A 19757-nucleotide genomic window follows, 5' to 3' on the forward strand; every position below is an offset into this window, starting at 1 on the left:
GGTCGGCGGCCATGAAGATGGTCGCGTTCCTCGCCCTGCTGCTGTCGATCTGGGCCATCGCTGTGGTGGCCGCGATGATGCTGCGCTACACCCCCGCCGGCGGCGACGCTCAGTACGTGTTCCTCTGGGACCGCTGGGAGAACCGCGTGTGCCTGGTGTCCATCGGCAACCCGTCGCGGGTCATCTGCGACCTGCGCTCGCTCTGGGTGGACGGGCAGCAGGGCGACGGGCCCACGGCGCGGCGGCCGTGACGGCGGCCGGTGGGTAGGGCCGCCGCGTCCGCTCAGCAGTCGCCCTGCAGGGCGGTCCTTTCCTGGCGGCGGCTGCTGGCCAGGGAGATCGACCAGAGCACGAAGCCACCGATGGCCAGCAGGCTGCCCACCCAGCCCGGCGAGGTCCAGCCGTAGCCGGCGGCCAGGGCCAGGCCGCCGAGGAACGGGCCCAGCGCGTTGGCGAAGTTGAAGGCCGAGTGGTTCAGCGCCGCGGCCAGGCCCTGGGCGTCCTCGGCCACGTCCATCAGGCGCGTCTGCAGCACCGTGCCCAGGGCGCCGCCGAAGCCGACGAAGAATACGCAGAGGGCGATGCTCCAGATATTGCCGGCGGTGAACGGGAAGATCGCCAGCACCACCGCGCTCCACACCAGCAGGCCGCCGGCGGTGGGCATCAGCGCGCGGTCGGCGAGCACCGGGATGAACATGTTGCCGAGGGTCATGCCGACGCCGAACACCGCCAGCACCAGCGGCACCACGGCGGGGGAGACGTGGGTGACCGCGCCGAGGATGTCGGCCAGGTAGGTGTACACCGCGAACAGGCCGCCGAAGCCGATGGCGCCGATGCCCAGGGTCAGCCACACCTGGCCGCGCTTCAGTGCGCCCAGCTCGCGCAGCGGGCTGGCGCCGGCCTCGGGCGGCGAGTAGGGCGCCAACAGGCGCACGCAGAGCATGGTGGTCACGCCCAGCGCTGCGACCAGGGCGAAGCTCCAACGCCAGCCCAGGGCCTGGCCCAGCCAGTTGGCCAGGGGCACGCCGACGATGGTGGCCACGGTCAGGCCGAGGAACATCCGCCCGACCGCCACCGTGCGCCGGTGCGGCGGCACCAGCGAGGCGGCCACCAGCGCGGCGATGCCGAAGTAGGCGCCATGGGGCAGGCCGCTGACGAAGCGGAACAGCAGCATCCAGTGGTAGGTCGGCGCCAGTGCGCTGAGGCCGTTGCCCAGGGCGAACAGCCCCATCAGCAGCACCAGCAGGGTACGCCGCGGCAGGCGCGCGCCGAGTACCGCCAGCAGCGGCGCGCCCACCACCACGCCCAGGGCGTAGGCGCTGATCACATGGCCCGCGGTGGGCGCATCGATGCCCAGGGCCGGGGCGAACAGCGGCAGCAGGCTCATGGTGGCGAACTCGGTGGTGCCGATGGCGAAACCGCCCACGGCGAGGGCGAATAGCACCAGGGCCGCACCGCGTCGCGGTTCGGTTGCAGAGGTAGTCATCAGGTGTCCTTGGTTCTTATGGAGTGCGCAGGCGCGCGGCTGTCATGCGGAGCACGGTCAAGGCTGGTGACCGACAGCGAAAGGACGCACAGGATAGCAGAAGGTTCCGCCGGCGTGGACGGAAGGCTCGGAATAGACGGGTAAGGCGTTGGTCGTTTGGACTGGGTAAAGCGGTATCTATGTCTGTAGGAGTGTTCCTGATAGGTGTGGCTATCAGGGCGATGGGTATCGCTTCGCTCCACCCATCCTACGTCAGGGGTTGCGCTGCTTTGCGGGCCGGAGGCTTGCTCGGGAATCGTTGGGGGAAGGGGGCTGAGCAGGGACGATACCTTGCTTGTCGGGCTGCGGGGACGGGCTGCTGGCGAGGCGATGACGGTTTTAGATACTGAGTAGTATGTTGATCGCAAGACGGGATTCCGGCTTGCCCGGGATTCGTCGTCACTTCCCGAAAACCTACTTGGTAGTATTCCCATGAGCATCATCTGGAGCCCACCGCTGACCGCTGACGAGCGCCGCTGGCAGGAGATCGCCCGGCTGCTCGGCGAGCGCCATTTCCGCCCGCTGGCCGCCGAGATCGACCGCGACCAGCGCTACCCGCTGGAACACCTGCCCGTGCTGCTGGAGAACCGCCTGAGCGGCATGTTCGTGCCCCGCGAACATGGCGGCGAAGGGGCGTCGCTGTGCGCGCTGGTGGCCGTGGTCGAGGAACTGGCGCGCGGCTGCGCTTCCACCGCCGCGATCATGGCGGCCTTGTCCCTCGGCGCGTTCCCCGTGCTGCTCGGCGGCAGCGACGCACAGAAGCGCCGGCTGCTGGGCGGCCTCGCCGAAACCGGGGCCGCGGTGAACTTCGCGCTCAGCGAGCGTGGCGCGGGCTCCGACCCCGCCGCCCTGCAGACCACCGCCACCCGCACGGGCAAGGGCTGGCGGATACGCGGCGAGAAATGCTGGCTGGGCAACGGCGGCCACTCCCGGCACTTCATCGTCTTCGCCGCCACCGGCGAGAGCGCCGGCAGGAAGGCCATCAGCGCCTTCGTCGTGGCCCGCGACGCCGAGGGCGTGGTGATCGACCACTACGAAGACAAGATGGGCATCCGTGGCACGACCACCACCAACCTGAAGCTGGATACCTACGTCGAGGGCGACGCCATCGTCGGCGAAGCCGGCAAGGGCCTTGGCCTGGCGCTGGCCACCCTCGCCGTGGGCCGCGTGGTCATCGCCGCCCAAGCCAACGGCATCGCCCTGGCGGCATTCGAGGAGGCCGCGGCCCATGCAGTGGAACGCAGCACCTTCGGGCGCCCGATCATCGACCACCAGGGCGTCGGCTTCAAACTGGCCGACGCCGTCACCTCGCTGTCCGCGGCCCGCATGCTGACCTACGAAGCCGCCCGCGCATACGACCGTGGCGACGACATAACGGCGTTGGGGGCGATGGCCAAGCTGTTCTCCAGCGAAGCTTCCCACTGCATTGTGGACGATGCCCTACAGATTCTTGGCGGCCGGGGCTACGTAAAGCCCAGCGCGATGGAACGTTATTATCGCGACCAGCGGATCACCGAAATCTACGAAGGCACTTCGGAGATCCAGCGAGTGGTCCTGGCGCGCCAGGTAAAACATTCGTTGTGTGGAAACCTGAACAAAAAGGAATGAAGTGTGGCCAATAAATCCGTCCGTTACGAAAACATGCCATTGCGCCAGTCGGCGATATTGGATGCCGCGGCAGAAGCTTTTTCCAGAATTGGTTATGAAGCGACTTCTATCGATTACGTGGCGGACCAGATACAGGCTACCAAGGGTAGTGTCTATTACTACTACCGAAGCAAGGGGACCTGTTCGCCGCTGTGCACCGGCGGGCCATGGAAATGAACCTGGAAAGCGTTGCGCCCATCGCCGCGGACGTAGCCCAGAGCGCGGACCAGCGGCTCCGGCGGATGGCGGTCGAGCATACCCGGCTGATGATGGAATACACGTCCTATCAGCGGGTGACCGTGCAGGGCGTCGAGATGCACCTCACCGGCAGCCTGACCGATGCCCAGCGCGCGGAGATGCAGCGGCTCATCGTCATGCGCGACGAATACGAAGCGTTGTTTCGCGAAGTGATAGAGGAGGGAATTGTCGCCGGCATATTCAAGTCCGTCGATTCGCACTTGTTGGTCAAGCCGCTGTTGGGGGCATTGAACTGGACGACCATGTGGTATCGCCGTCAGCCGGGCGAAACGGATATCCAGCGGATGAAAGTTGCAGAAGAGATTGCGGATTACGTCGTAGATGGTCTCAGGCAAACCTAAAACAACTAGAAGGTAGTAGAGATGAATACGGTAGTCGATAAAGAAACCAGCGAGGCATGGCATGCGGTAGCGCACTGGTACCATTCGTTCTTCACCGGCATGGTACTTTCCTCGGTGACCCGGCAAGGCACCTCCCGCGCGGCGGAACTGGTCTACCAGGTGTTCTGCCGCCAACGCTCGGAACGGTTCCTCCAGGGCCTGGCGAAACTGGGCATCGACGAGCTCCCGCCTGCGGTGGCCGCCGCGCAATATCACTACCTGTCGAACAACATCGGCGGCGTCTCGGTCGAGTACATGTACGAGAGCGACCGCAAGGCCTGGGTGCGCTACACGCCGCCGCGCTGGATCTGGTCGGGCACCGCGCTGTGCGCCATTCCCTCGGAGGTTTCCGCGGCCATGCTGCGTGGCTGGCATGCGCAGAACGGCGTCAGCCTGGGCAACCCGCGCCTGGGCTTCGTGTGCACCAAGCAGACCGCCGATGGCCAGTCCGGCCTGGAAGGCTACTACTACGAATACGACGAACCCCTGGCGCCCCACGAGCGGTTGCGCTTCGCCAGGCACGAGGACGCCCCGGACTTCGACCCGGCCGCCGCGCCCACGCTGCCCTCCAGCACCTGGCCCCAGGCGCGCATCGAGAAGGCCAGCCGCAACTATGCGATGGAATACGTCCGCTCGACCCTGCCCACCGCCGTCGACCTCTTCGGCCCCTGCGAGGCCGTGAACGTGCTGCGCCTCTCGGCGCGCCAGGTCGCCATGCAGTGCTATCACGAGACGGCGGCGCGCCTGGGGGTGGCGCAGGACAAGTCGCTGCACGCCTTCGTCGACTTCCTGGCCAGGCTGGCCCGGGCCCAGGGGGACGAAGTGTCTGTGCGGGAAACCGCCGAGGGTTACGCCATCACCCAGCGCGGCTGGACGCTGTTCGGCCAGTCCCGGGCCCTGCACCCGGCGGTCTTCGACATCTGGAACGGCCTGCTGGAAGGCGCCGCCGATGCGCACAACCACCGGCTGGCGCTGAGCGTCACGCAGAAGGACCTGGCGACCGGCCGCTTCGAGTGGCGGGTGGGCGAAGCGCCCAGGGGAGGTGCGTGATGGCCGGTGCACTGGACGGATTGCGCGTCATTGACGCCTCGCGGGTCCTCGCCGGGCCCTTCGCCGCGCAGATACTGGCGGACCACGGCGCCGACGTGGTCAAGGTGGAAGGCCCCGAGGGCGACGAATGCCGCGGATTCGGCCCGCCGTTCGTGGAGGGCAGCGCGGCCTACTTCAACGCGGTGAACCGCAACAAGCGGGCGATCACCCTGGACATGGGCTGCGAGGCCGGCCGCGAGGTGTTCTGGACGATGCTGGAAAGCGCCGACGTGCTCATCGAGAACTTCAAGGCGAGCACCCTGCGCGCCTGGGGCATCGAATCGCCGCTGGAGATCACCCGGCGCCTGCCCCGGCTCGTGCACTGCCGCATCACCGGCTTCGGCGACGACGGCCCGCTCGGCGAACTGCCCGGCTACGACGCCGTGGTGCAGGCGCTTGCCGGCCTGATGAGCATCAATGGCGAACCCGGGCGGCTGCCGGTCAGGCTGGGTTCGCCCATCGTCGACATGTGCACGGGTATGAATGCAGCGCTCGCGGCCCTGCTGGCGCTGCACGAACGCAACGGCACCGGCCGCGGGCAGATGGCCGACGTCGCCCTGTACGACAGCGGGGTGAGCATGGCGCACCCGTACCTGGCGAACTTCCTGGCCTCGAAAGTGCCGCCGAAGCCGGTCGGCAATGGCCACCCGAACATCGTGCCCTACGACCTGTTCGAGACGGCGGGCGCGCCGATATTCGTCGCTGTGGCGAACAACCGGCAGTTCCGCCTGCTCGCTCAACTGCTGGGGGCGCCCGGGCTGGCAGACGACCCGCGGTACGCCACGAACGGGTTGCGCGTCGAGAACCGGGCCGCGCTCGAAGTCGAGCTGAAAAGGCTGTTCGGGCAGGTCCGCGGCGAGGCGTTCGGCGAGGAACTGCTGCGCAAGGGCGTGCCGGCGGCGGCCATCCTCGACGTCGGGACGGTGGCGCAGGCGCCGCATACGTTGCACCGCCACATGGTCATGGACGAGGAGGGCTACAGCGGCCCGGGCATCCCGGTGAAGCTGGCGCGCACGCCGGGCGCCTTGCGCAGGCGGCCGCCCCGGCTCGACGAGCACCGCGACGAAGTACTCATGGCCTATGGCTTTTCCGCCGAGCAGATAAGGGCGCTCGCCGAGCGCGGCGTATTCGGCGCCGAACGGGAGCCTTGAGGCCTCCCGCTCCGGGCCGGCCGCGAGGCTGACCCCGCACTCACCAGCACGATCAATCGAATAGCGGCTGTCCCTCTGCGAAGAGCGGGCAAGGGCCTTTGCATGCCTTTCGCAGGCAGCCAACGGGTGGAGAACAACGATGCAATCAGCAACCCCCGCAATAACGCTGGCCGAACTGAACCCGTCGGACGTCGACGCGACCTATCGGAAACTGAACCTGAGGATCCTGCCCTTTCTCTTCATCTGCTACGTGCTCGGCTTCATCGACCGGGTGAACATCAGCTTCGCCCACCTGGAGTTCAGCGCCGACATCGGCCTCAGCGAAGCCGCCTACGGCTTCGGCGTGGGCCTGTTCTTCGTCGGCTACATCCTCTTCGAGGTGCCGAGCAACCTGTGCCTGCAGCGATTCGGCGCGCGGGTCACCATCTCCCGGATCATGATCCTCTGGGGCTGATCTCCACCTGCATGATGTTCGTGCAGACCCCCATGCAGTTCTACGTCGCGCGGATCGCCCTCGGCTGCGCGGAGGCAGGTTTCCTGCCCGGGGTGATTCTCTACCTGACGTATTGGTACCCGTCCGGGCGCCGCGCCCGCGTCACCTCCAGGTTCATCCTCGGCATCGCCGCGGCCGGCACCATCGGCGGCATCGTCTCCGGCTGGATCATGCACAACATGGGCGGCGTCTACGGGCTGAAGGCCTGGCAGTGGCTGTTCCTGCTCGAAGGCTCGCCGTCCATCGTCGCCGGCGTGATCGCCTACTTCTACCTGGCCGACAAGCCGGAGCAGGCGAAGTGGCTCAGCCCGGTGGAAAAGGCCATCGTTCAGGCGCATCTGGCCGAGGATGCCAGCGCCAAGGCCGCCGTCGAGAAGGGCCACGACTTCTCCGCGGCGCTGCGGAACCCCTGGGTCTACATCGCCGCCTTCGGCTACTTCGTCATTCCCTGGGCCGGCTCGGTGCTGAACTTCTGGGCCCCCACGCTGATCAAGCAGTCGGGCGTGACCAACGTCTGGTACATCGGCCTGCTCTCCGCACTGCCCTGGATAGTCGGCGCGATCGGCATGCTCATCGTCTGCTGGAACTCCGACCGGGTGGTGGAGCGCCGCTGGCACTTCATGGCCTGCATCCTGGTGGTGGCCGGGGCCGTCGCCGCCATCGGCTACCTGCCATCGAACTGGAGCCTGTCGATCGTCCTGCTGTCGATCATGTGCGTCGGCTATCTCTCGGTGACGGCGTTGTTCTGGACCATCCCCACCGCCTTTCTGTCCGGCACGGCGGCGGCCGGCGGTATCGCGCTGATCAGCAGCCTGGGGCAGGTGGGCGGGCTGACTGCGCCCATCGTCATCGGCTGGGTGCGTGGGGCGACGGGGAGCTTGTCGTGGGGGATGTATACGGTTGCCTTGGTATTGATCGCGGGGGGCTTGACCATTCTGCTGGGGATTCCCAGACGCATGCTGCGGGAGAACAAGGCGAAGTAGGAGCGAGCTTGCTCGCGAACGGTGTTCTGCCGGCTGGATTCGGGGCGTGTCCTGAAGAGCGCCCTCTCCCTAACCCTCTCCCTGAAGGGAGAGGGGACCGTTGGGCAGACGTTGATGTTCTGGAGTCAGCCGGCTAGCGCAGAGATTGCCGGCTGAAGCCATTCCTTCTCTCGGCACGGACTAGCCCCCTCTCCCTTCAGGGCGGGGCGCGCAGCCGAGGGCTGGGGAGAGGGAAAGGCGCTCCCCCAAAACACCGTAGCCACGGGTGAGCACCGTTCGCGAGCAAGCTCACTCCTACAGGGAGATCCCCCTCACCGCACCGGCAAATCACGCATCCGCAACTTCTGCGGCAAGGCAAACAAGACCAACGCAGCCGTAACCAGGCTGGTGACAGCAATCAGGTACAACGCCGGAGTGGTACTGCCAGTGAGATCGCGAATGCGGCCCACCAGCACCGGGCTGACGATGCCGCCCAGCTGGCCCAGGGTATTGATCAGCGCAATGCCACCGGCCGCGCCCGCTCCAGCGCCGGCCAGCAGCTTCGGCGGCAGGGCCCAGAAGCTTGGGATCGAGGCCACCACGCCGGCGCCGAGCAGGCCCAGGCTCAGGATCAGCAGCGGCGTGTGGTCGTCGAACAGGCCGGCGCAGAGGAAGCCCAGCGCGCCCAAGGCGATGAGCCCGGCGGTGAACCAGCGGCGCTCGCCGCTGGCGTCGGACAGCCGGCCACAGATGACCATGGCGATGGCCCCACAGATGTAGGGCACTGCGGTCAGCAGGCCGATCACCGAGGGGTTCTCGGTGCCGGCGCTGCGGATCAGCTGCGGCGCCCAGAAGTTCAGGCCGTAGGAGGCGACCTGGATGAGGAAGTAGATCAGCCCCAGGGTGAGGAAGCCGGAGATGCGGATCGCCTGCAGCAGCGAGCCCTGGCCGTGGGCGGCCTGGGGCGGGTCGATGCGCGACAGCAGCAGGCGCTTTTCCTCGGCGTTCAGCCAGGGCGCGTCTTCCACGCGGTCCTTCAGCAGGGCCAGCACCAGCAGGCCGAGGCCGACGCAGGGCAGGCCGCCGAGCAGGAACAGCCAGTGCCAGCCGCGCATGTCCAGCACGCCGTCGAGGTGGCCGAGCACCAGCCCGGACAGCGGCGCGCCGAACAGCCCGGAGAAGGCCGAGGCGAGGAACAGCAGCGAGGTGATGCGGCCGCGGAAGTGCCGCGGGAACCACAGCGTCAGGTAGTAGAGCACGCCGGGTGCGAAGCCGGCTTCCATGGCGCCGATGACGAAGCGCAGGCCGTAGAACTGCCATTCGCTGTTGACGAACACCATGGCCGCCGTGGCCAGGCCCCAGGAAATCATGATGCGGGCGATCCAGCGGCGCGCGCCGACCTTGTACAGCATCAGGTTGCTGGGCACCTCGAACAGCACGTAGCCGACCACGAACAGGCTGGCGCCCAGGCCGTAGGCGGTGTCGCTGAAGCCCAGGTCGGTCTGCAGCTGGAACTTGGCGAAGCTGATGTTGATGCGGTCGAAGAAGGCGAACAGGTAGCAGACCATGATCAGCGGCATCAGCCGCCAGGCTACCTTGCGGACCAGGGCTTTCTCGCTGTCGGCGCCGTCGGCGGCGCCCAGGTGCAGGGCATCGAGACTCATCGTTTTTCTCCAGTCGGGCCGCCGCGTGGGCAGCCCTGTTGTTCTTGTAGTCTGGCTGGGGCCTTGGCGCCCCGGTGTTTTTCGCCGGCTCAGGCGGGCAGGTCGGCCGGCAGCGGGTGCAGGTCGCAGTTGCGCCCGGCCTTGGCCAGTTGCCCCGGCACCTCATGGCCGAGCAGCGCCGGCAGCCGGCGCGACAGGGCCAGCAGGCCGGGCAGGTCGATGCCGGTGGGGATACCGGTTTCCTCGCAGAGGTTGACCAGGTCTTCGGTGCAGATGTTGCCCGAAGCGCCCGGTGCGAACGGGCAGCCGCCCAGGCCGCCGAGCGCGGCATCGAAGCGCCGCGCGCCGGCCTCGTAGGCCGCCAGCACGTTGCACAGGCCCAGGCCGCGGGTGTTGTGGAAGTGCAGGGTGAGCATGGCCGCCGGCAGGCGCTCCAGGCTGCGCCTGACCAGGCGCGCCACCTGATGCGGGTTGGCCATGCCGGTGGTGTCGGCCAGGGTCACGCCCTGCACGCCCAGCTCCAGGTAGGCGTCCAGCAGGCGCAGCACCAGGTCTTCATCGACCTTGCCCTCGAAGGGGCAGCCGAAGGCAGTGGCCACCGTGGCGTTGAGGCTCACCGTGCGGCCGCGCACCGCCAGGGCGATGTCGCCGAAGCCGGCCAGCGACTGCTCGCGGCGCATGCGCATGTTCGCCCGGTTGTGCGACTGGCTGGCCGAGAGCACCAGGTTCAGCTCGTCGGCGCCGGCGGCCAGGGCGCGCTCGGCGCCCTTGAGGTTGGGGATCAGCGCGACATAGACCACGCCCGGCTGGCGGCGGATGCCGCGGAACACCTCATCGCCGTCGCGCAACGCCGGAATGGCCTTGGGCGAGACGAAGGAACCCGCCTCTATGCGGCTGAAGCCAAGGCGCGAGAGGCCGTCGACCAAGTCGATCTTGTCCTGCGTGGGGACCCAGGTCGGCTCGATCTGCAGGCCGTCTCGCGGTGCGACCTCCTGGACCACCAGGAATTCGGGATTGTCGGGGATCATTGCACCACCCCCTGTTCGCGCAGGCGGGCGATCTCGCCGCCGTCCAGGCCCAGGCCGGCGAGCAGGGCGTCGGTATGCTCGCCCAACTGCGGCCCCTGCCAGTTGACCCGGCCGGGGGTGGCGGAGAGCTTGGGCACTATGCCCGGCATGCGCACCCGGGTGCCGTCCGGCAGGGCGCTGTCCAGCAGCATGCCGCGGGCCTGGTAGTGCGGGTCGGCGACGATGTCGGCCACCGAGTAGATGCGTCCGGCGGGCACCTCGGCGGTTTCCAGCGCGGCCAGCACCTGGTCGATGGAATGGCGGCGCGTCCAGGCCTCGATGGCGTCGTCCAGCAGCGCGGCCTGGGCGGCGCGGCCGTCGTTGTGGGCGAACCCGGGGGCCTCGCCCAGGTCCGGGCGGCCGATGGCCTGCATCAGGCGGCGGAAGATCGGGTCGCTGTTGCCGGCGATGACCACGAAGGCGCCGTCGGCGGTGCGATAGGTGTTCGACGGGGCGATGCCCGGCAGCGAGCCGCCGCTGCGTTCGCGCACGTGGCCGAGCAGGTCGTACTCGGGCACCAGGCTTTCCATCAGGTTGAACACGCTTTCCACCAGCGAGACGTCGACGACCTGGCCTTCGCCGCCGTTGGCGCGCACGTTGAACAGGCTGAGCAGGGCGCCCATCACCGCGTGCAGCGAGGCCAGCGAGTCGCCCAGGCTGATGCCGGCGCGCGCCGGCGCCGAGCCCGGCTCGCCGGTGGTGTAGCGGATGCCGCCCATGGCCTCGCCGATGGCGCCGAAGCCCGGGCGGTCGCGGTAGGGGCCGCTCTGGCCGTAGCCGGAGATGCGCACCAGGGTGAGCCCGGGGTTGATGGCGTGGAGCACGTCCCAGCCCAGGCCGAGCTTCTCCAGGGCGCCGGGGCGCAGGTTCTCGATCAGCACGTCGGTGCGCTGCAGCAGGCGCTTGACGATGGCCAGGCCCTCGGCGGCCTTGAGGTCCAGCGCCAGGGACTTCTTGTTGCGCGACTGCAGGTACCACCAGAGCGAGGTGCCCTGGTGCAGCTTTCGCCACTTGCGAAGGGGGTCGCCCTGGCCCAGGGCTTCGATCTTGATCACTTCGGCGCCGAACTCGCCGAGCAGGCGGGCGGCGAAGGGGGCGGCGATCAGCGTGCCTATTTCCAGGACCCTGATGCCTTCGAGCGGGGCAGTCATACCGCGGTACCTCGTTGTTCTTGGACTTTGCGCCGAGACTAGGGACCACGGGCGCCGCGCACCAACCCTGTGTCGGCAACAACCCTTCGCCAAACGCGAAGGCTCGGCGCAAAGGCCCGGGCTAGGGCGCGTCCCGCAGGTGCTCGAACAGCAGGCGGCTGACCGGCGACAGCGACTCCAGCTCGCGGGCCACCAGCAGCAGTTCGCGCTCGGCCCAGTCGTCGCTCAGCGCCACCGCGCGCAGGCCCAGGGCGCCGCCGAACAGCTCGAAGGCCTGGCGCGGCAGGATGCCCACGCCCATGTCGGCCTGCACCATGCGGCACACGGCGTCGAAGCTGGGCACGTGGATGCGCAGGCGCAGCACCTTGCCGGCGCGCCGCGGGGCCTCGTGGGTGCGCATGTTGATGGAACTGGCCGAATGCAGGCCGACGAAGTCGTTGTCCAGGGTGTCGGCGAAGGCCACCTGGCGCAGCCCGGCCAGCGGGTGCTCGGCGCGCAGCACCAGCACCAGTTGGTCGCGCTTGTAGCGCACCTTGAGCAGTTCGCGGGTGTCGCTGTCGGAGGAGCAGATGCCCAGGTCGGCCACGCCGTCGAGCACGCCCTGGACCACCCCGTTGCTGGGGCGTTCCTCCAGGTCCACCTTGATCCTCTCGTGGCGCGCGGCGAAGGCGGCGAGGTCCTCGGGCAGGAACTGGATGATCGCCGAGAGGTTGGCCAGCATGCGCACGTAGCCGCGCACGCCCTGCAGGTGCTCGCCCAGCTCCAGGCCGATCTTCTCCAGGTTGAAGAGCATGCGCCGGGCGTGGTGCAGCAGCGTTTCACCGGCCGGGGTGAGGCTCATGCCGCGTGCCTGGCGGGCGAACAGCGCGGTGCCGAGCGCGGCCTCCAGCTCGCTCAGGCGCTTGCTCGCCGCCGACATGGCGATGGCCTCGCGGGCGGCGGCGCGGGTCAGGCTGCCTTCCTCGTGGATGGCCACGAAGAGCTGCAGGGTGACCAGGTCGAGGCGGCGGATCAGGTTGTTCAGCTGCATGGGCGGTTACGCGTGGGGGATGGGGCATGGTAGAGCGGAATGGTGGGTGCTTTGAAGCTGCGCGGGGTTGCTTCTCGTAGGAGCGAGCTTGCTCGCGAACGGTGCTAGCTGGTTGCATGGGTGTTTCGGACCCACTCCGCCACCCTCTCCCCAGCCCTCTCCCGCAAGAGGGAGAGGGAGCCGTTCGGTGCGCTTGGATATTCCTGAGGCAGCCGGCGATACCGAGGGCTTCCGGTTGAAACCATCAGATTTCTCGGCACGGACTGGCTCCCTCTCCCTTCAGGGAGAGGGGGGCGTTCGGTGCGCTTGGATATTCCTGAGGCAGCCGGCAACACCGGGGGTTTCCGGCTGAAACCATCAGATTTCTCGGCACGGACTGGCTCCCTCTCCCTTCAGGGAGAGGGCTGGGGAGAGGGCGCTCTTCAGGGCGAGCACTGAACTCGCGAGTAGCTTGCTCGCGAACGGTGTAACCCGGTTGCATGGATGTTTCGGGTTGACCCCGTTCCCTCTCCCGCAAGCGGGAGAGGGAGCCGTCCCGAGCGACGCCGGATGCCGAGTCATCCTGGGCGAACGGGCACCTGTCTATCGATGTGAATTAATGATTATCATTTGCCATCTTTCGCCATGCCACCAGGAGACGACCCATGGCCATCGAGCCTGCAGCACCCGCGCCGACCCAGGGCACGCCAGGGCTGGCGCGCACCCGCGATGGCCGCGAGCTGTTCTACCAGGCGCTGCCGGGGCCGGCGGACGGGCGGGCGCCCACCGTGGTGTTCGAGAGCGGCCTGGCCGCCAGCCGTTCCTTCTGGGGGCTGGTGCAGCCGCTGGTGGCGCAGCGGGCCCGCGCGGTGGTCTACGACCGCAGCGGCCTCGGCCGCAGCCCGGCGGATGCCCAACCGCGCAGCATGCAGCGGATGGCCGACGACCTCAACGACCTGCTCGACCACCTCGACCCCGGCCCCTTCGTGCTGGTGGCGCACAGCGGCGGCGGCCCCCTGGTGCGCGCCGCCACCGCCGCGCAGCCGCAGCGCATCGCCGGGCTGGTGCTGGCGGACGTGTCCGACGAAGCCTGCGAGCTGATCTTCACCCCGGCCTTCCGCCGCCTGGAGAAGTTCGCCCATGTGGCCAGCTGGCTGCTGGCCCGCTGCGGCCTGCTGGAGCGCTGCTACCGCAAGGCGATCGCCGTGCTGCCCGAGGACGTGCTTGCCGACCTGCGCCGGGAAGGCTTCACCATGGCCGTGATGCGCACCCGCGGCGCCGAGCTGGCCGGCCTGGTGGCGGCGCTGCAGGCCTATCGCAGCCAGCCGCCGGTGCTGCCGGACATCCCGCTGACGGTCATCTCTGGCGCCCTGGCGGACTTCGGCATGAGCGCGCAGATCCGCGCGGCGGCCAACGCCGCCCATGCCCACCGTGCCCGGCAGTCGCCCCAGGGCCGCCACGTGCTGGCCGAGCGCTCCGGCCATGGGCTGATCCTCAGCGAGCCGGGGCTGGTCGCCGACGAGATCGCACGATTGCTCGACACGGCGAGCAACCGCGGCTGAGCCGTTCAGGGCCCTGGCCGCCAGACCGCCGGGGCGATGCTCACGGCGCGCGGCAGTATGCGGTTCGCGTAGAACAGGTCGGCGGTGCGTTGCTGTGCGGCGATGTCGGCATCGTTCAGCGGGCGGATCGGCGAGCTGGCCGGGCGGTGTTCGAAGGTGCGCCGGATGACGGCCTCCGGCAGGCCGGTGACGCGGGCCATGATCGCCACGCTGGCGGCCTCGTCGCTGCGGGTCAGGGCTTCGGCCTGGGTGAAGGCGTCCAGCACCTGGCGCAGGAAGGCGCCGTTGCCTTCCGCAAACGACCGCGAGGCCAGGTAGAAGGGCCCGGACAGGTCCAGGCCCTCGCCGTTGGCCAGCAGGCGCGCGCGGCCCTCCAGTTCCAGTTGCGAGTACCACGGGTCCCAGATGGCCCAGGCGTCCACCTGGCCGCTCTCGAAGGCGGCGCGGGCGTCGGCCGGGGTCAGGTACAGCGGCTGGATGTCGCGGATGCCCAGGCCGGCCTTCTGCAGCGCGCGCAGCAGGGTGTTGTGCGAGCTGGAACCCTTCTGGAAGGCCACGCGCTTGCCCTTCAGCTCGGCCACGGCGTGGATCGGGCTGCCCTGCGGCACGATGATCGTCTCCGCCTGCGGCTTGGCCGGCTCGGTGCCCACGTAGAGCAGGTCGGCGCCGGCGGCCTGGGCGAAGATCGGCGGGATGTCACCGCTGCCGCCCAGGTCGATGGCGCCCACGTTCAGCGCCTCCAGCATCTGCGGGCCGGCGGGGAACTCGACCCAGTCGATGCGGGTGTGCGGGAAGCGCTGCTCCAGCAGCTTGTGCTCCTTGGCCAGCACCTGGCTGGTGGAGGCCTTCTGGTAGCCGATGCGCAACTGGGCGGGGTCGTCGGCCCAGGCGCCGCCGGCCAGCGCGAACAGGGTGAGCAGGGCCGCCAGGCGGCCCTTCAGGTGCTTGGTCATGCGTCCTGCCAGTCGGTGGAGGGTTTTTCCCAGAGGTTGATCCCGCCTTCCACGGCGTGGCGGTCGATTTCCGCCAGCTCCTCGGTGCTGAAGGCCAGGTTGCCGAGGGCGGCGACGTTCTCGTGCAACTGGTCCGGGTGGCTGGCGCCGATCAGCGCCGAAGTCACCCGCGCATCGCGCAGAGTCCAGGCCAGGGCCAATTGGGCCAGGCTCTGGCCGCGGCGCGCGGCGATTTCGTTGAGCGCGCGGGCGCGGCGCAGGTTGTCCGTCGACAGGTGCTCGGGGCGCAGCGAGGCGCCGCCGGGGCGGTTGACCCGCGCGTCCTCGGGCACGCCGTCGAGGTACTTGCCGGTGAGCAGGCCCTGGGCCAGCGGGGTGAAGGCGATGACCCCGGCGCCGAGTTCGTCGGTGGTGGCCAGCAGGTCTTTCTCCACCCAGCGGTTGAACAGGTTGTAGGCCGGCTGGTGGATCAGCAGCGGCACCTTCCATTCGCGCAGCAGCGCCGCCAGTTCGCGGGTCTTGCCGGCGGAGTAGCTGGAGATGCCCACGTACAGTGCCTTGCCCTGCTGCACCGCGCTGGCCAGCGCGCCGGCGGTTTCCTCCAGCGGCGTGTGTGGGTCGAAGCGGTGCGAGTAGAAGATGTCCACGTAGTCCAGGCCCAGGCGCCGCAGGCTCTGGTCCAGGCTGGCCAGCAGGTACTTGCGCGAGCTGCCGCCCTGGCCGTAGGGGCCGGGCCACATGTCCCAGCCGGCCTTGGTGGAGATGATCAGTTCGTCGCGGTAGGCGTGGAAGTCCTCGCGCAGCAGGCGGCCGAAGTTGATCTCGGCGCTGCCGTAGGGCGGGCCGTAGTTGTTGGCCAGGTCGAAGTGGTTGATGCCCAGGTCGAACGCGGTGCGCAGCAGGGCGCGCTGGGTGTCCAGCGGCGTGGCGTCGCCGAAGTTGTGCCACAGTCCCAGGGACAGGGCCGGCAGCACCAGGCCGCTGCGGCCGACGCGGCGGTAGGGGATGCGCTGGTAGCGCTCGGGGGCGGCGAGGTAGGTCATGGGGTTCTCCAGAGTCAAGCGAATCGGTTGTGCGGGCGCGCCAGGCCCAGGTGCTCGCGCAGGGTGCTGCCGGCGTAGTCGCGGCGGAACAGCCCGCGGCGCTGCAACTCCGGCACCAGCAGGTTGGCGACGTCTTCCAGGCCGCCGGGCAGGTGCGGCACCAGCACGTTGAAGCCGTCGGCGGCGCCTTGTTCGAACCACGCCTGCAGCTCATCGGCGATGCGCTGCGGGGTGCCGACCCGGCTGTAGTGGCCGCGGCCACCGGCGATGCGCTTGCCGAGCTGGGCGAGGGTTAGGTTTTCCTTGCCGGCCAGTTCGGTGAGCAGCAGCTGGCGGCTGCGCTGGCCGCTGTCGGTCAGCGGCAGCTCGGGCAGCGGGCCGTCCAGCGGGTAGGCAGACAGGTCGAAGTTGCCGAGCATGCGCGAGAGCAGGGCGACGCCCACTTCCGGCTCCACCAGTTCCTGGAAGGCCTCGTGCTTCTCCTGGGCCTCGGCCTCGCTGTCGGCGACCACGACGAACACGCCGGGCATGATCTTCAGCTCGTCCGCCTGGCGGCCGTAGCGCGGCAGGCGGCCCTTGATGTCGGCGTAGAAATCGCGGGCGGCGGCCAGCGAGGTCTGCGCGGTGAACACCACTTCGGCGGTCTGCGCGGCCAGCTCGCGGCCGGTCTCGGAGGAACCGGCCTGGACCACCACCGGGCGGCCCTGGGGCGAGCGCGCCACGTTCAGTGGGCCGCGCACCTGGAAGTGTTCGCCCTCGTGGTTCAGCACGTGCAGCTTGGCCGGGTCGTAGTACTGGCCGCTGGCCTTGTCGCGCAGGAAGGCGTCGTCTTCCCAGCTGTCCCACAGGCCGGTCACCACTTCGTGGAATTCGCGGGCGCGGGCGTAGCGCTCGGCGTGGCCCAGGTGCTCGCTACGGTTGAAGTTCAGCGCTTCGGCGGCGTTGTCCGAGGTCACCAGGTTCCAGCCGGCGCGCCCACCGGACAGGTGGTCCAGCGAGGCGAACTTGCGCGCCACGTGGTAGGGCTCGTTGTAGCTGGTGGTGACGGTGGCGATCAGGCCGATGCGTTCGGTCACCGCGGCCAGCGCGCTGAGCAGGGTGAGCGGTTCGAAGTGATCGGAGCGCGCCATGCGGCTGGCGATGGGCGCGCTGGGCGCGGCCACGCTGTCGGCGACGAACACGGCGTCGAACTTCGCCGCCTCGGCCACCTGTGCCAGGTGCTTGTAGTGGCGGAAGCTCAGCCCGGCGTCGGCCGGCACGTCCGGGTGGCGCCAGGCGGCGACGTGGTGCCCGGTGGCCATGAGGAAGGCGCCGAGGGAAAGGGTGCGGTTGCTTGCGGTCATGCTGGAGTCCTCTGCGTGATGGTTGGCGCACGCCGGGCGGGACGGTTTCTTGGCAAGGGCCCCGCCAGCGAGGGCGGGGCCCGGGTTCGGCAGGTCAGAAGTCCTTGCGCAGCTCGAAGCCGAAGTAGCGGCCGTCGTCACGCGGCACCAGGCGGTACACGTAGCCGCCCCCGGTGGCCAGCAGCGGCGAGTAGGACTTGTCGGTGAGGTTCCTGGCCAGGAAGGCCACGCGCCAGCCGGCGTTGTAGTCGGCCAGGGCCACGCTGGCGTTCCAGATGCCGTAGGCACCCTGGATGGTGTCGGGGTTCTGGCTCAGGTCGTACTGCACCTTGTCCTGCCAGCTGTAGTCGGTGCCCAGTTCCACATCCAGGCCGTTGTCCAGCGGGATGTCGTAGTCGGCGCGCACGTAGCTCTTCCAGTCCGGCGAGAAGGGCAGCGGCTTGCCGTCGACGTTGCAGCTGGCGGCGGCGCCGGCCGGGCAACTGAACTTGTCGATGCGCGCGTGGGTGTAGGCCACCGAGCCGGAGAGTTTCAGCTGGCGGGTGGCCTGCCAGGCGACGTCGGCCTCGGCGCCCTCGGTCTTCACCGAGCCGGCGTTGATCAGGCGGGTCACCACCTGGTTGGCCACGGTGTCGTAGAAGTTCGCCTGGTAGTTGTCGTAGTCGGTGTGGAACACCGCGAAGTTGGCGCTCAGGCGCTTGTCCAGCGCGGTGGCCTTCAGGCCCAGCTCCCAGGAGTTGGAGGTTTCCGGCTTGAGCGCCTCGGTGTCGCGCGGCTGCATGTTGAAGAATACGTTGTAGGCTGGGCCCTTGTAGCCGCGCGAGTAGGTCAGGTAGCTGGTGAGGTTGTCGCTGAGGTCGTACTGCACGCCCAGGCGGCCGGACCAGCCGTCCTCGTCGGTGGAGCCGGAACTGCGGGTGGACGGCTGGATGCCGGTCACCGCGGTGGCCGAGGTGGATACCCGGCGGTGGTCGTACTCCAGCTCGTCGTGGGTGTAGCGCAGGCCGGCGATGCCACGCAACGCCGAGGTGAAGTTCAGGGTCGCTTCGCCGAAGGCCGAGTAGCTGTCGCTGGTGGTGCCGTAGTCGGCCACGCCGGTGTCGACAGTGCCGGTGGTGGTCAGGGTGCGGCGGTAGGTCTCGTCGTCCTTGGCGTGCATGTAGTACAGGCCGGTGACGTACTCGGCGAACTGGCCCTTGGGCGAGGCCAGGCGCAGTTCCTGGGAGTACTGGTCGTATTCCAGCTCGCCCTTGTCGTGGGAGCTGGGGAAGGCCGCGCTGACCTGCGAAAGGCGGTCGCCGTCCTGGTACTGGGTGTTGTCCCAGCCGCGCCAGGCGGTGATGGAGGTGAGGGTGTAGTCGCCCAGGTTCCAGTCGACCTGCCCGGACAGGCCCTTGTTGGTGTCGTCGACGTGGGTGCGGTAGTCGGCGTTGATCTTGTGGTTGTCGCTGTCGGCCACCACCGGGCGCAGGGCGTTGGCGAAGGCCGCGCTGCTGGTGCTGGTGATCACGCCGCTGGGGCTGTCGTCGTTGGCGTGCATGTAGTCGGCGATCAGCGTCACCTTCACGTCGTCGCTGGGCGTCAGCTCGAACTTGGCGCGCGCGCCCTGGCGGTTGTAGCCGTTGACCTGATGGCCGTTGTAGACGTTGTCGACGTTGCCTTCGTAGCTGCCCACCAGGCCGGTGACGCTGGCCTTGAGCTTGCCGGGGACGAGGGTGCCGCCGATGCCGAAGCTGGTGCGGTTCTCGTTGCCGCCGCCGAAGTGCGAGTAGTCGACGAAACCGCTGGTTTCGTCCGGCACCGCCTTGGTGATGATGTTGAGCACGCCGGCCGAGGCGTTCTTGCCGAACAGGGTACCCTGCGGGCCGCGCAGCACCTCGATGCGCTCCAGGTCCAGCAGGTCCAGGGTGGCCATGCCGGGGCGGCCGTAGACCACGCCGTCGACCACGGTGGAAACGCTGGGCTCCACGCCCGGGGAGGTGCTGATGGTGCCCACGCCGCGGACGAACAGCGAGGTGTCCTTGTTCGAGGCGCCGGCGCGGTAGTTCAGGGTGGGCACTTCGCTGACGATGGTCGAGACGTTGTTGCGGTTGTCGCGCTGCAACTGTTCGCCGCTGATCACGCTGACCGCCACCGGCACCTTCTGCAGCGATTCCTCGCGGCGGGTGGCGGTAACGGTCACGGCGTTGAGCGTGGGGGCTGCTTCCTCGGCCTGCGCCTGGTCGCCCTCGGCGGCCTGCGCCGGCAACTGCAGGCCGCCCACCAGCGCGGCGATGGCCAGCGCCAGCGCTCTGAGCCGGGGGAATTGTTCGTGGGCGTTCGCCCGGTACTGCTGAGTCATGGCCACTCCTGGATTGCCCTGGTCCGCCGCCGGCCTCTTGTGCGGGCCGCTGCGGCGCCTGTTCGCTGGAAACTTCACGAGCGCTCGCTCGTGCGAGTGGCCGATGGATGAAGAAAAAG

Annotated in this window: 18 protein-coding genes; 9 read left to right on the plus strand and 9 right to left on the minus strand. The window is 68.8% G+C overall.

Features of this window, described 5'->3' with window-relative positions:
• Positions 1 to 11: 11 nt before the first annotated feature.
• Positions 12 to 251, plus strand: coding sequence for a hypothetical protein (locus PKO50_RS13540; RefSeq protein ID WP_109936683.1), 240 nt, complete (start codon positions 12 to 14; stop codon positions 249 to 251).
• A 32-nt stretch (positions 252 to 283) separates the two neighbouring features.
• Here PKO50_RS13540 and PKO50_RS13545 read toward each other — a convergent pair whose 3' ends face one another.
• Complete coding sequence (locus PKO50_RS13545) at positions 284 to 1486, minus strand: MFS transporter (RefSeq protein ID WP_275629995.1); 1203 nt, start codon at positions 1484 to 1486, stop codon at positions 284 to 286.
• A gap of 471 nt (positions 1487 to 1957) precedes the next feature.
• On the opposite strand from PKO50_RS13545, the gene PKO50_RS13550 reads away from it, so the two are divergent.
• The 7 genes from PKO50_RS13550 to PKO50_RS13580 all read left to right on the plus strand — a co-directional run bounded on the left by PKO50_RS13550 (position 1958) and on the right by PKO50_RS13580 (position 7526).
• Positions 1958 to 3133: an acyl-CoA dehydrogenase family protein gene (locus PKO50_RS13550; protein ID WP_275629996.1), complete on the plus strand. Its 1176-nt coding sequence runs from the start codon at positions 1958 to 1960 to the stop codon at positions 3131 to 3133.
• A 3-nt stretch (positions 3134 to 3136) separates the two neighbouring features.
• Positions 3137 to 3349: a TetR/AcrR family transcriptional regulator gene (locus PKO50_RS13555; protein WP_275629997.1), complete on the plus strand. Its 213-nt coding sequence runs from the start codon at positions 3137 to 3139 to the stop codon at positions 3347 to 3349.
• Positions 3340 to 3771 carry a hypothetical protein gene (locus PKO50_RS13560; protein ID WP_275629998.1) on the plus strand — a complete coding sequence of 144 codons (432 nt, stop codon included), beginning with the start codon at positions 3340 to 3342 and terminating at the stop codon, positions 3769 to 3771. The genes PKO50_RS13555 and PKO50_RS13560 overlap by 10 nt, the downstream gene beginning before the upstream one ends.
• A gap of 21 nt (positions 3772 to 3792) precedes the next feature.
• Positions 3793 to 4860 carry a hypothetical protein gene (locus PKO50_RS13565; RefSeq protein ID WP_275629999.1) on the plus strand — a complete coding sequence of 356 codons (1068 nt, stop codon included), beginning with the start codon at positions 3793 to 3795 and terminating at the stop codon, positions 4858 to 4860.
• Positions 4860 to 6050, plus strand: coding sequence for a CoA transferase (locus tag PKO50_RS13570; RefSeq protein ID WP_275630000.1), 1191 nt, complete (start codon positions 4860 to 4862; stop codon positions 6048 to 6050). The genes PKO50_RS13565 and PKO50_RS13570 overlap by 1 nt, the downstream gene beginning before the upstream one ends.
• 139 nt (positions 6051 to 6189) lie before the next feature.
• Positions 6190 to 6504: a hypothetical protein gene (locus PKO50_RS13575; protein ID WP_275630001.1), complete on the plus strand. Its 315-nt coding sequence runs from the start codon at positions 6190 to 6192 to the stop codon at positions 6502 to 6504.
• A 32-nt stretch (positions 6505 to 6536) separates the two neighbouring features.
• Positions 6537 to 7526, plus strand: a complete 990-nt coding sequence (locus PKO50_RS13580; protein ID WP_275630002.1) for an MFS transporter — start codon at positions 6537 to 6539, stop codon at positions 7524 to 7526.
• A gap of 311 nt (positions 7527 to 7837) precedes the next feature.
• On the opposite strand, the gene PKO50_RS13585 is transcribed toward PKO50_RS13580, so the two are convergent.
• The 4 genes from PKO50_RS13585 to PKO50_RS13600 all read right to left on the minus strand — a co-directional run bounded on the left by PKO50_RS13585 (position 7838) and on the right by PKO50_RS13600 (position 12417).
• Positions 7838 to 9169: an MFS transporter gene (locus PKO50_RS13585; protein ID WP_275630003.1), complete on the minus strand. Its 1332-nt coding sequence runs from the start codon at positions 9167 to 9169 to the stop codon at positions 7838 to 7840.
• An 89-nt stretch (positions 9170 to 9258) separates the two neighbouring features.
• Positions 9259 to 10197 (minus strand): hydroxymethylglutaryl-CoA lyase, encoded by a 939-nt coding sequence (locus tag PKO50_RS13590; protein ID WP_275630004.1) that lies wholly within the window; start codon positions 10195 to 10197, stop codon positions 9259 to 9261.
• Positions 10194 to 11387, minus strand: coding sequence for a CaiB/BaiF CoA-transferase family protein (locus tag PKO50_RS13595; RefSeq protein WP_275630005.1), 1194 nt, complete (start codon positions 11385 to 11387; stop codon positions 10194 to 10196). Before PKO50_RS13595 ends, PKO50_RS13590 begins: the two co-directional genes overlap by 4 nt.
• Before the next feature lie 121 nt (positions 11388 to 11508).
• Positions 11509 to 12417 (minus strand): LysR family transcriptional regulator, encoded by a 909-nt coding sequence (locus PKO50_RS13600; protein ID WP_275630006.1) that lies wholly within the window; start codon positions 12415 to 12417, stop codon positions 11509 to 11511.
• A gap of 644 nt (positions 12418 to 13061) precedes the next feature.
• Here PKO50_RS13600 and PKO50_RS13605 point away from each other — a divergent pair.
• Positions 13062 to 13958, plus strand: a complete 897-nt coding sequence (locus PKO50_RS13605) for an alpha/beta hydrolase (RefSeq protein WP_275630007.1) — start codon at positions 13062 to 13064, stop codon at positions 13956 to 13958.
• A 5-nt stretch (positions 13959 to 13963) separates the two neighbouring features.
• Here PKO50_RS13605 and PKO50_RS13610 read toward each other — a convergent pair whose 3' ends face one another.
• The 4 genes from PKO50_RS13610 to PKO50_RS13625 form a co-directional block, all read right to left on the minus strand.
• A complete protein-coding gene (locus tag PKO50_RS13610) occupies positions 13964 to 14911 on the minus strand; it encodes an aliphatic sulfonate ABC transporter substrate-binding protein (RefSeq protein ID WP_109936680.1) in 948 nt (315 codons plus the stop codon).
• Positions 14908 to 15954: an L-glyceraldehyde 3-phosphate reductase gene (mgrA, locus tag PKO50_RS13615; RefSeq protein WP_275630008.1), complete on the minus strand. Its 1047-nt coding sequence runs from the start codon at positions 15952 to 15954 to the stop codon at positions 14908 to 14910. The genes PKO50_RS13610 and mgrA overlap by 4 nt, the downstream gene beginning before the upstream one ends.
• Before the next feature lie 14 nt (positions 15955 to 15968).
• Complete coding sequence (locus tag PKO50_RS13620; protein WP_275630009.1) at positions 15969 to 17297, minus strand: LLM class flavin-dependent oxidoreductase; 1329 nt, start codon at positions 17295 to 17297, stop codon at positions 15969 to 15971.
• 94 nt (positions 17298 to 17391) lie between these two features.
• Complete coding sequence (locus PKO50_RS13625) at positions 17392 to 19638, minus strand: TonB-dependent receptor (protein ID WP_275630010.1); 2247 nt, start codon at positions 19636 to 19638, stop codon at positions 17392 to 17394.
• Positions 19639 to 19757 lie beyond the last annotated feature (119 nt).

The sequence above is a fragment of the Pseudomonas sp. 273 genome (genome assembly GCF_029201425.1).
Taxonomy (GTDB): domain Bacteria; phylum Pseudomonadota; class Gammaproteobacteria; order Pseudomonadales; family Pseudomonadaceae; genus Pseudomonas; species Pseudomonas delhiensis.